Genomic DNA, 11,337 nt, shown 5'->3' on the forward strand with positions numbered 1-11,337 from the left:
TATGTGCGGCATCACCGGATGGGTGGACTACGAACGGGATCTCACGGAAGAACGCGCCACCGCGCTCGCGATGACACGCACCATGGCCCTGCGCGGACCCGACGATGAGGGGCTCTGGACGGGCCCGCACGCCGCGCTCGGCCACCGCCGCCTCGCCGTCATCGACATCGAGGGCGGCGTCCAGCCGATGACGGAGGGCCCCGCCACCATCGTCTACAGCGGCGAGACCTACAACTTCCACGAACTGCGCCGCGACCTGGAGGGGCGCGGCCACCGGTTCCGCACCCGCAGCGACACCGAGGTCGTCCTGCGCGCCCACCTCGAATGGGGCGCGGAGTTCGTCGAGCGCCTCAACGGGATGTACGCGTTCGCGATCTGGGACGCCCGCCGCGAGGAACTGCTCCTCGGCCGCGACCGCATGGGCATCAAGCCGCTCTTCTACGCTCCCACGAAGAACGGCGTCCTGTTCGGGTCCGAGCCCAAGGCGATCCTCGCCAACCCGCTGTTCGACGCGCGGGTCGACGAGGAGGGCCTGCTGGAGCTCCTCACCAACGCCAAGACCCCCGGGCACGGCATCTACAAGGGCATGTACGAGGTCGTCCCCGGCCACACCGTCACCGTCTCCCGCACCGGCGTCACCGACCGCCGGTACTGGGAGCTCACCGCCCGCGAGCACACCGACGACGTGCCGGCGACCGTCCGGCACGTCCGCGAGCTGCTCGACGACATCGTCGAACGGCAGCTCATCTCCGACGTCCCGCTGTGCACGCTGCTGTCCGGCGGGCTGGACTCCAGCGCGCTCACCGCCCTCGCGGACCGCGCCCTCGGCCGCGCCCACGTCCGCTCCTTCGCGGTCGACTTCGTCGACGAGACCGGCGGGTTCGTCCCCGACGACCTGCGCGAGACCGCCGACGGTCCCTACGTCCACGACGTCGCCGCGCACCTCGGCTGCGACCACTCCGACGTCGTCCTCGGCAACGACCAGCTCTCCTCCCCCGAGGCGACGCGCACCGTCCTGCGCGCCCGCGACCTGCCCGCGATGGGCGACATGGACAGCTCCCTCTACCTGCTGTTCGCCGAGGTCCGCCGGCAGTCCACGGTCGCGCTGTCCGGCGAGTCGGCCGACGAGGTGTTCGGCGGCTACCGCTGGTTCCACGACCCGGACGCGGTCGGCGCCGACGCGTTCCCGTGGACGTCCGCCGCGCTCGGCCAGGGCCTGGACCTGCTCCACCCGTCCCTGCGCGGCGACGCCGACGCCTACCTGCGCGACCGCTACCACGAGGCGCTCACCGAGGTCCCGCACCTGCCGGACGCCTCGCCGCGCGAGCGGCGCATGCGGGAGATCTGCTACCTGCACCTGACCCGGATGGTCCGGCTGCTGCTCGACCGCAAGGACCGGATGAGCATGGCCGTCGGCCTGGAGGTCCGCGTCCCGTTCTGCGACCACCGCCTGGTCGAGTACGTGTTCAACACGCCGTGGTCGCACAAGACCTACGACGGCCGCGAGAAGAGCCTGCTGCGCGGCGCGGTCGCCGACGTGCTCCCCGATTCGGTCGTCCGGCGCCGCAAGAGCCCCTACCCCGCCACCCAGAACCCCGGCTACGAGCGGGCCGTCCGCGACCGCCTGCGCGCCGTCGCCGCCGACTCCTCCGCTCCCGCCCGCGACTACCTCGACCTCGACGCGGTGAAGAGCGCGCTCGACCGGCCCCTCGGCAAGGCCAGCATCCAGCGCGACCGCGTGCCCATCGAGCGCGCGCTGGCCTTCAGCGAGTGGCTCGCCGAGTACCGCCCCGCGGTCGCCTGAACCTCCCGGCCGGCGCGGCCGCGCGGGCGGGGCCGGAGATTCAGGCCCCGCCCGCGCGGCCCCGTTCACACCGGAAGGACCCGCAGCGACGCGTGGTTCACGGTGTTCAGGTAGAGCTTCTCCTTGGTGCCGTCCTGCTCCAGCTCCAGGACGAGGCGGTAGCGGTACAGCCCGGGACTCGCGGTGCTGAGCACGGCGCCGGCCCAGTAGTAGTAGATCGCCGTGTAGGGCGACCGCATCAGGTCGGGCATTCCGTAGATCTTGAGCTCGGTCATGATGCGCCGTTCGGCGACGTCCTCCTCGTCGCCCCGCTCGGTGTCCAGGAACACCAGGTTGTTGATCTTCGGCATGGGCGGCCAGGTGCCGTCCGGCCGCTTGTGCATCGCGATCGGCCGGATGATCCAGTTGATCACCTGGCCCTGCTTGCAGATCGTCTCCAGGTGGTCGGTGCCCTGCCCGACGCCGCCGACGCTGTTGTCCATCATGTAGAGGGCGTCGTCGAGCGAACCGGTCTCGGCGGCCCGCTCCATGTTCACCAGCGTGACGACGTTGAGCTGGACGGAGTTGAGCTGGCCGCGGGTCTCGGTGGTCATCGGCGCTCCCTCCCCGCCTCCGCCTGCCCGACCAGGGCCGGCGACGACACGGCGTACGGCTCGGTGACGGTGCCGAGCCGGAACTTCAGCCGGTACGGCACGGGCTCGGTGACGTGCCGCTTCACCGTCGCGGTCCAGTAGGCGATGTCGGTGTTGGGGTAGACCTTCCGTTCGGGCGCGCAGACCTTCTCGTCGATCACGATCTCGTCGAGGGCGGCGTAGGTCTCGCACTCCAGGACGACGACGTTCCAGATGATCCGGTCGCCGGAGCGAACGCGGGTGCGCAGGTCGAGGGTGCCGAATCCGGTGGACCCCTCGGCCTTGTTGGTGTCGTACAGGTACAGGTTCCCCTCCAGGGTGCCGGAGGCGAGGGCGGCGACCGGGTCGACCACCGCGGTGATCGACACGGGCCGGGACTCGGGCGGCTTGGCCTTGCTGGGCATCGGCTCTCCGTTTCGGGCTCGGGCGGCGAGGCTCGGGCTGCGGGCGGACGTCGGGTCTCAGGGGATCGGCAGGACGCCGAGGCCCGCCCCGGTGAAGGCGTTGCGCTTGGGGTCGCTGATCACCTTGATGGCGGAGTCGCAGGTGTAGTCGACCGGCTCCCAGGCCGGTTCGCCGTTGCGCCACACCAGCTCGTGCAGCTGGATGTGCATCGTGTAGCGGTAGGTGCCGGGGCGGGAGGTGTCGACCGACGCGGCCCAGTACCAGCCGTCGGACACCATGTCCGGCGAGCCGTACTGCGCCGGGTACATGACCTTCTCCTCCACGGCCGGCCCGGTGATGTCGGTGATGACGGGGTTGGGGTGGTTGTGGGCCTGTCCCTCGCCGGTGACGACGTTGCCGGTGACGTCGAGGATCTTCCCGGCGGCCGGGGTGCGGCCGCCGCGCCGGCGGGTGCGGGCGCCGACGCGGCGGCGCAGCCCCTCCAGCTCGGCGGCGGTGTCGACGGACGGGTCCTCGGCCCGGTCGGCGACGCCCGCGATCTCCTCCAGCGCCTCCTGGTCGGCGGCCTGCGCCCGGTCGGCGTGGTAGCTGCGGGGCACGGTCGGCGGGATGGAGCCGAGGCTCGCGGGCAGCCAGTTCAGCACCTGCTCGGTGGCCTGCGAGCCGTCCGACCAGTAGGCGCCGGGGCAGATGGTCACCAGGTCGGGGGTGCCCTGCCCGGTCGAGCCGAGGAAGCGCATGTTGTCGAAGAGGTAGACGTTGCCGGTCAGCGTCCGGGACTGGAGCGCGTTGGCGATGTCGACGAGGACGATGATCCCTTGCTGCTGGGCCATGGGGCCGCCTTCCGGGTCGCGGGTCGGATCACGCGCACATCAGCGCGGGCGTGTCGATGTGCAGGACGCTGTCGCGGCCCTCGTGCATCTGCACCTCCAGCCGGTACCGGTAGGGCACGCCGCGCACGAGGTGGGCGGGGACGATCCCCTCCCACACCTTGAGGTCGAGGTTCTCGTGGCCGCCGTCCTGCGCCTCCCAGGCCGGCGCCCGTTCCGCGCCGGCCCCGCCGACCCCGCCGGTCGCGCCGGTCCCGCCGGGCGGCAGGAAGGTGATCGCGGAGATCTCGGCGGTCGTCTGGACGTCGATCGCGATCGCGGTCCACTGGACGACCTGTCCCGGCATCACGACGGTGCACAGCTCGGTCGTGCCCTGCCCCCGGCTGCCGAAGGACCCGTCGTCCACCAGGGAGAGGTTGCCGTTGTGCAGGGTCTGGTCGGACAGGGCTCCGACGGCGTCCACCAGGACGACGATGTTGACGTGGGGATTCACTGGCTCTCCTTGCTCTGGGCTGCTTGCCGCACGTCACCCCCGGTCGCGGACCAGGGGGACCTTGCCGACGGCCGTCCGCTCGATCTCGGGGGACGACCGGGGCACGAAAGCGAGGTGGAAGCGGTAGCCGGTGCGCTCGACCGCCGCCTGGGTGGCCTCCCGGTCGTTGAACAGCGACAGGGAGCGGGGCAGCGCGCCGGCGAACACCCGCTGCACGCCGGAGGGGCCGAGCGCGGCGGACACCGCGTGCGCGAGGCCGTCGGGGTCGTCGACCGCGGCGAGCAGCGTGATGGACCGGCATTCGCGGTGGTTGACGAACTGGAGGTCGTGAGCGGCCTCGTCCAGGTCGACGCCGGTGGCCTTGCGCAGGTCCTCCCGGACGGCGGCGTAGGCGAGCGCCGCCGAGTACTGGCTGTCGTTGATGTGCAGGACGTCGCCGGTGCGGCCGGCGAACTCGAACCGGCCGGTCTTCAGGCCGGGCCCGTCGAGGGCGGGGCGGCGGACCATCCGGTCGCCGAGCTTGAGCCGCGGCAGCGGCGCCTCGTGCGCGTGCAGGCGGGTGACGACCAACTCGCCCTCCTCGCCCTCGGCGACGGCGCGGCCGTTCTCGTCGACGATCTCGACCAGGTGCAGGCCCGGCACGGCGGCCAGCCAGGGCGAGTCGTCGTCGAGCTGGAGGCCGATCGTCTCGGCCTGGGTGGCGGCGAAGTAGCTGAGGATGGCGACGTTGGGGAAGACCGCGCGCAGCTCGGCGCGCTTGCGGTGCGGCAGCACGCCGCTGCCGTACAGGGCGACGCGGAAGCTCTCCCGCGCCTCGCGGCTCAGCCCGGCGCCGAGGTCGCCGAGGATCGCGATGCCCGCCGAGATCCCCATCATCGCCTTGGGGCCGGGGTAGGAGAACATGTGCTCCAGCACCGGCGCGGTGACCGGGCCGGCGCCGATGTAGTTGACGCCGGGGACCTGCTGCAGGACGCCGCCGACCATCGTCCCGCTGCTCCACATCTGGTAGTCGGCGAGGTTGGTGAACAGCCACTTGGGGTCGCCGCCGGCCAGGTGGTCGCGGAGCTGGTAGGTGCCCATGAAGGCGCCCGCGATCCGGTAGGTGTCGCGCAGCTCGCGCAGCGAGTAGACGATCTCCAGCGGCAGCCCGTCGCTGGTGCCGCCGCTGGCCACGACCTCGAACCCGCCGTGCCCGAGCGGGACGACCATGCCGGGGCGGGCGCCCATGAACATGTCGCGCTGGACGGTCTTGTCCGACAGCGGCACCCGCTCCCACTCCTCGTAGGTGGCGGGCGGGCCGGTGATTCCGGAGGCGGCGAGCCGCTCGCGCCACAGCGGGTTGAGCAGCGCCGTGTTGATCATCTGGCCGAGGCGGCGGAGCACCAGGGCGTCCTGGATCTCGTGCGGGGTCTCGCTGTAGGGGACGCCGCAGATCCGCTCGCACTCGCGCAGCTTGCTCGCGAACGACGGCAGCGCGGGGACGTCGTCCACCGACCAGGGCCGCATCTCCTCCTCGGGGATCAGCCGCGCGGCCAGTTCCGCGCCGTCTCCGGGGGGTCGCCCGGGTGGGGCGAGGATCATCGAGGTCATATGGCTCTCCTTTTCGTCGGGGTTCGGTGATGCGGGGCTTCTGCGGGGGGCGGGACGGTCAGGCGAGGTCGTCGTCGCGGAGCAGGCGCTCGCCGGTGGCCCTGATCTCGGCGAGGAGCATCCGGAAGTGCTCGGCGCTCACCTGGTGGTTCATCAGGACGACGCGCAGGGCGGCGACGCCCCGCACGTTCACCTTGGAAATGAAGAACCGGCCCGCCAGCCTGACCTGTTTCCTGATCCGCAGTTGCAGGCGGTGGACGCGGTCCTCGTCGATTCCCTGCGGGCGGTAGCGGAAACAGAGAATGTTCGCTTCCGGCTGGTGCAGGGTCTCGAAATCGGGTTCATCGAGAAGGGCGCGATAGGCCTCGTTCGTCGTCCGGCACAAATGCTCGATCTTCTCGGCGAACAGCGCGCGCCCGTACATCGCCCAGAGCGTCCACAACGGCATGATCATCGGGCGTTTCGTGCATTCGACGTTCTTGTCGCCGTTGTCGAACTCGCAGTGCGCGTCCGGCTCCTCGTCGAAGACGTAGCTGGCTACGCGGCGCTGGAAGGCGCCGGGAGCGTCCTGCGCGTCGCGGTAGAACAGCATCGTGCAGGGCGCCGGGACGAACATCAGCTTGTGCGCGTCCCAGGTCAGCGAGTCGGCCTTCTCGATGCCGCGCAGCCGGTGCCGCAGCGCGTCGGAGACCAGCAGGCTCGCGCCGTGCGCGCCGTCCACGTGCAGCCAGATGCCGTGCGCGGCGGCGATGGCGGCCAGCTCGTCGAGCGGGTCGAAGGCGCCGAGCGCGGTGGTGCCGGCCGAGGCCACCAGGCAGAACACCTCCAGGCCGCGGCGCTCGGCGGCGGCGAGCACGGCGGGCACCCGGCGGGCGGCGATCCGGCCGCGCCGGTCCAGCGGGAGCCGGACGATCCGGGACTCGCCGATGCCGAGGATGCCGGCCGCGCGGGTCACGCTGTAGTGCACGTCCTCGCCGACCGCGATCGCCGGGCGGCCGCGGCCGCGGTGCTCGCCGCGCGCCCAGATGCCGGGGCAGGCGCGGTTGCGGGCGGCCAGCAGCGCGGTGAGGTTGGCCAGCGAGCCGCCGGACGTGGTGACCATCGCGAACCGGCCCGGCTCCCAGCCGATGAAGCGGTTGAGCTCCTCGGCCATGATCCGCTCGGCCGTGATCGGCAGCTGGCCGGCCTCGTAGTAGGACGACGGCTGGTTGACGACCGAGCCGACGAAGTCGATCACCCCGGCGAGCGGGACGGTGCCGGAGAACTGCCGGCCCATGTAGCCGGGCGAGTGCACCTGGATCCCGGTGCGCAGGTAGAGGTCGACGATCGCGGCGAGCCGCTTGTCGTCGAAGGCGGCGATGCTCTCGCGCTCGGTGGTCATCAGCGCCCGCGCGGCCCGCGACAGCGTGCCGGGGTCCGACAGCTCCAGGCCGCGGACCGACAGGTCGGCCAGATGCGATTCCAGCCGGGCGGCGACCGCCTCGGAATTCCTTCGGAAGAGGGCCGGATCGAATGCGGCGAACAGCGACTCCTTCGACTCCGTCCAGTGCGACAAGGACGGCGGGCATTCTTCCGACACGTCTGCCACGTTGTCACTCCTCCATTTATCTGACCACTTCAGAAACTCACCTGACACGGGCGAGTGTAGGCAGAATTCAACGTGGGCAACAAGGGCATGTAGTGCTAACCGTCGGGACACCGCAGTCTTTGGGGGACGACACCGCGATCGGGGGCCGAATGACTGCTTTGTCGTATTTGAACGGCCATTCCCCGAAAGCGGCCGCGCCGAGTCGCGCCCGGTGCCCGTTGCGAACCCCCCGATGCGACCCGCCGGGTGCCCAATCGCCGGGGCGGGGACGGCGCGGTACTACCGTCGTCCGCAAGGCGCCGCCGCGGGCGGCGGTCGAGGGGCGAAGGGGCGGATGTGAGCGATCACGGCGGTCTCGTGGAGGCGCTGCGGCGCGCGGGCGTCGGCGGCGTCGACGACTCGGCGCTGGCCCGGTCGATGTACTCCTCGGACGCCTCGCTGTACCGCGTCGCCCCCCAGGTGGTGGTGACGCCCCGGGAGACCGGGGAGCTGCCCGCGGTGCTGGCCGTCTGCCGGGAGCACGGGGTGCCGCTGACGATGCGCGGCGCGGGGACGTCCATCGCGGGCAACGCGGTCGGGCCCGGCGTCGTCGTGGACGCGAGCCGGCATCTGAACCGCGTCCTGGAGATCGACCCGGAGGCGGGCACCGCGCTGGTCGAGCCCGGCATCGTCCAGGCGCGGCTGCACCAGGTCGCCGGTGCGCACGGGCTGCGGTTCGGGCCCGACCCGTCCACCCGGACGCGCGCCACCCTCGGCGGGATGATCGGCAACAACGCGTGCGGGTCGCGGGCGCTCGGCTACGGGCGCACGTCCGACAACGTGCTCGGCCTCGACGCCGTGGCCGGGTCCGGGGAGCGGCTTCGGCTCGGCGACGTCCCGGGAGCGTCCGGCGATCCGCTGCTGGAGCGGTTGCGGGAGCTGGTGGCCGGGCATCTCGCGCTGATCCGGACCGAGTTCGGGCGGTTCGGCCGGCAGGTGTCGGCCTACTCCCTGGAGCATCTGCTGCCGGAGAAGGGCTTCGACGTCGCGCGGGCGCTGGTCGGCAGCGAGGGGACCCTGGCGGTGACGCTGGCGGCGCGGCTGCGGATGGTCCGCGAACCCGCGTGCCGGCTGCTGGTCGTGCTCGGGTACGGCTCGATGGCGGAGGCGGCGGACGCCGTCCCGGCGATCCTGCCGCACGGCCCGGTCGCCTGCGAGGGGCTCGACTCCCGGATCACGGACGTCGTGCGGGAGCGCCGCGGACCGGACGCCGTGCCGCCGCTGCCCGACGGGTCGGGCTGGCTGCTGGTGGAGCTGGCCGGCCCGGAGATCGGCGCGCTGCGGGCGGCCGCGCGCCGCGTCGTCGCCGACTCCGCGAGCGCGGGCTCGATGCTGGTCGAGGACATGGCGCTGGCCGACGCGCTGTGGCGGATCCGGGAGGACGGCTCGGGCCTGGTGGCGCGGACCCCGGACGGCCGGCAGGCGCACGCCGGCTGGGAGGACGCGGCCGTCCCGCCCGAGCGGCTCGGCGCCTACCTGCGCGAGTTCGAGGCGCTGCTGGACGACCGCGGCCTGTTCGGCGTCCCGTACGGGCACTTCGGCGACGGGTGCGTGCACGTCCGCATCGACTTCCCGTTCGACCGTCCCGGCGGCACGCGCGTCTTCCGCGACTTCCTGAACGACGCGGCGGCGCTCGCGGCCCGGCACGGCGGCACGATGTCCGGCGAGCACGGCGACGGGCGGGCACGCGGCGAGCTGCTACCGCACATGTACTCCCCCGAGGCGCTCGACCTGTGCGCGCGGGTGAAGGACCTGTTCGATCCCGACGGCCTGCTGAACCCCGGGATCATCGTCCGGCCCGCCCCGGTGGACGCCGACGTGCGGATGGCGGGCATCCCGCCGGTCACCCGCGCGCAACTGCCGACGCTGGGCCTGGCGTACCGCCACAACGGCGGCGACCTGTCGCGGGCCGTGCACCGCTGCACCGGCGTCGGCAAGTGCCGCGCCGACAACACCGGGACCGGCGGGGTGATGTGCCCGTCCTACCTGGCCACCCGCGAGGAGAAGGACACCACGCGCGGCCGGGCCCGCGTCCTGCAGGACGTCGTCTCCGGCCACCTCGGCCCCGACGGCTGGAGGACGCAGGCCGTCCATGACGTGCTCGACCTCTGCCTGTCCTGCAAGGGGTGCGCGTCCGACTGCCCCACCGGGATCGACATGGCGTCCTACAAGGCCGAAGCCCTCCACCAGCGCTACCGGCGCAGGCTCCGTCCCCGCGCCCACTACGCGCTGGGATGGCTCCCCCGCTGGACGCGCCTGGCCGCGAAGGCGCCGGCCGCCGTGAAGCTGATGAACGCCGCGATGCGGTCGCAAGCGATGCGCCCGCTGGTCGCCTGGGGCGCCGGGATCGACCGCCGCCGTTCACTGCCCGCGTTCGCGCCGGTGACCTTCCGCCGCCGGTTCGCCGCCCACCGCAGCCCCGCCGGCCGCAACGGCGACGTCGTCCTGTTCGTCGACACCTTTACCGACGCGTTCTCCCCCGACGTCGCCGACGCCACCGTCAAGGTCCTCGAACACGCCGGCTACCGCGTGGCCGTCACCGAACGGCCGGTGTGCTGCGGCATCACCTGGTTCTCCACGGGCCAGCTCGACGGCGCCCGCGCGCAGCTCCGGCGCACCGTCCAGGCGCTCCTGCCGCATGTGCGGCGCGGAGCCAGGGTCGTCGGCATGGAGCCGTCCTGCACCGGCGTGCTCCGCTCCGACGCCGAGGAGCTGCTGCGCGGCGCCGACGCGGCCGCCGCCCGCGAGGTCGCCGCCGCGACCCGCACCCTCGCCGAGCTGCTCGCCGAGACGCCCGGCTGGACGCCGCCCGACCTCACCGGCGTCACCGGCGTCGCGCAACCGCACTGCCACCACCACGCCGTCATGGGCTGGAACAAGGACGCCGCCCTGCTCAGGGACGCGGGCGCCGAGGTCGGCAGGCTCGGCGGCTGCTGCGGTCTCGCCGGCAACTTCGGCGTCGAGAAGGGGCACCACGACGTGTCCGTCGCGATCGCCGAACACGCGCTCCTCCCCGCCGTCCGCGACACCGCCGAGGACGGCGTCGTCCTGGCCGACGGCTTCAGCTGCCGCACCCAGCTCGAAGACCTCGCCGGCCGTCCCGGCGAGCACCTGGCCCAGCTCCTCGCCCGCCACCTGCCCGGCGAGGTCAGCGGTGCGCGAGCGTCCGGGACAGGGTGAGCGCGGCGGTGTGGACGGCCGGGGCGACGGCGGCCAGGCGCATCCGGTTCGACCAGCCCGACACCGACAGCGCGCCGATCGCCTCGCCGTCCGGGCCGAGTACGGGGCTGGCCGCGCAGAGGATGCCGTTGCCCGACTCCTCGCGGTCGTAGGCGACGCCCTCCTCGCGGATCCTCGCCAGCTCGCGGGTGAACAGGCCGGGCGCGACGACGGTGCGCTCGCCGACCTTGACCAGCCCGGCGTCCAGCACCCGCTGGACGACCTCGGGCGGTGAGAACGCCAGGATCGCCTTGCCGACGCCGGTGGCGTGCGCGGGCAGCCGCCCGCCGACCTGCGACGGCATCCTCGGCGCGTCGGAGGCGCCGAGGATCTCCACGTAGACGACCTCGGCGCCCTCCAGGACCGCGAGGTGGACGGTCTGCCGCGTCGCCTCCCGCAGGTCGGACATGTACGGCACGGCGGCGTCCCGCAGGACGCGCTGCCGCGGCACCCGCTGGCCGATCTCGAACAGCTTGAGGCCGAGCCGCACCCGCGTCCCCTGCCGCTCCAGCAGGCCCGCCCCGACCAGGTCGAGCGCGATCCGGTGCGCCGTCGAGCGCGGCAGTCCGCTGCGCCGCGCCAGCTCCGCCGCGCCCAGGCCGTCGTCGTCCGCCCGGAAGGCGGTCAGCACCGCGACGGCGCGGCGCAGGAAGGTGTCGTCGGACGGCATGGCCTCACTGTAGAAGACGTGTCCCACCACGCGGGACGGCCGCGTTGCCGGGAGGGCCTCCGGCGCG

9 protein-coding genes are annotated in these 11,337 nt (G+C 72.9%); 2 read left to right on the forward strand and 7 right to left on the reverse strand.

Annotation, left to right across the window (positions count from 1 at the left end; translation table 11 throughout):
* Window position 1: 1 nt before the first annotated feature.
* Entirely contained in the window at window positions 2-1,804 is a 1,803-nt protein-coding gene (asnB, locus tag QP089_RS18220) for an asparagine synthase (glutamine-hydrolyzing) (RefSeq protein ID WP_285912845.1), read from the forward strand.
* A 65-nt stretch (window positions 1,805-1,869) separates the two neighbouring features.
* On the opposite strand, the gene QP089_RS18225 is transcribed toward asnB, so the two are convergent.
* The 6 genes from QP089_RS18225 to QP089_RS18250 are packed head-to-tail and all read right to left on the reverse strand — an operon-like array spanning window position 1,870 to window position 7,342.
* A complete protein-coding gene (locus QP089_RS18225; RefSeq protein WP_285912846.1) occupies window positions 1,870-2,397 on the reverse strand; it encodes a DUF8788 domain-containing protein in 528 nt (175 codons plus the stop codon).
* Entirely contained in the window at window positions 2,394-2,840 is a 447-nt protein-coding gene (locus tag QP089_RS18230) for a DUF8788 domain-containing protein (RefSeq protein ID WP_285912847.1), read from the reverse strand. The genes QP089_RS18225 and QP089_RS18230 overlap by 4 nt, the downstream gene beginning before the upstream one ends.
* A gap of 57 nt (window positions 2,841-2,897) precedes the next feature.
* Window positions 2,898-3,674: a DUF8788 domain-containing protein gene (locus QP089_RS18235; RefSeq protein WP_285912848.1), complete on the reverse strand. Its 777-nt coding sequence runs from the start codon at window positions 3,672-3,674 to the stop codon at window positions 2,898-2,900.
* A 28-nt stretch (window positions 3,675-3,702) separates the two neighbouring features.
* On the reverse strand, window positions 3,703-4,164 hold the full coding sequence (locus tag QP089_RS18240) for a DUF8788 domain-containing protein (protein WP_285912849.1): 462 nt from the start codon (window positions 4,162-4,164) through the stop codon (window positions 3,703-3,705).
* Between the two features lie 33 nt (window positions 4,165-4,197).
* Window positions 4,198-5,754, reverse strand: a complete 1,557-nt coding sequence (locus tag QP089_RS18245) for a phenylacetate--CoA ligase family protein (RefSeq protein WP_285912850.1) — start codon at window positions 5,752-5,754, stop codon at window positions 4,198-4,200.
* 58 nt (window positions 5,755-5,812) lie between these two features.
* Window positions 5,813-7,342 carry a pyridoxal phosphate-dependent decarboxylase family protein gene (locus tag QP089_RS18250; protein ID WP_285912851.1) on the reverse strand — a complete coding sequence of 510 codons (1,530 nt, stop codon included), beginning with the start codon at window positions 7,340-7,342 and terminating at the stop codon, window positions 5,813-5,815.
* 417 nt (window positions 7,343-7,759) lie between these two features.
* Between QP089_RS18250 and QP089_RS18255 the strand changes: the two genes are divergently transcribed.
* Window positions 7,760-10,561 (forward strand): FAD-binding and (Fe-S)-binding domain-containing protein, encoded by a 2,802-nt coding sequence (locus tag QP089_RS18255; RefSeq protein WP_446474068.1) that lies wholly within the window; start codon window positions 7,760-7,762, stop codon window positions 10,559-10,561.
* On the opposite strand, the gene QP089_RS18260 is transcribed toward QP089_RS18255, so the two are convergent.
* The gene (locus QP089_RS18260; protein WP_285912853.1) at window positions 10,530-11,270 is read right to left on the reverse strand and encodes an IclR family transcriptional regulator; all 741 of its coding nucleotides are present in this window, start codon (window positions 11,268-11,270) and stop codon (window positions 10,530-10,532) included. The two genes, QP089_RS18255 and QP089_RS18260, sit on opposite strands and share 32 nt — an antisense overlap.
* Between the last annotated feature and the right edge of the window lie 67 nt (window positions 11,271-11,337).

This window comes from Actinomadura opuntiae (assembly GCF_030283205.1).
Lineage (GTDB): Bacteria > Actinomycetota > Actinomycetes > Streptosporangiales > Streptosporangiaceae > Spirillospora.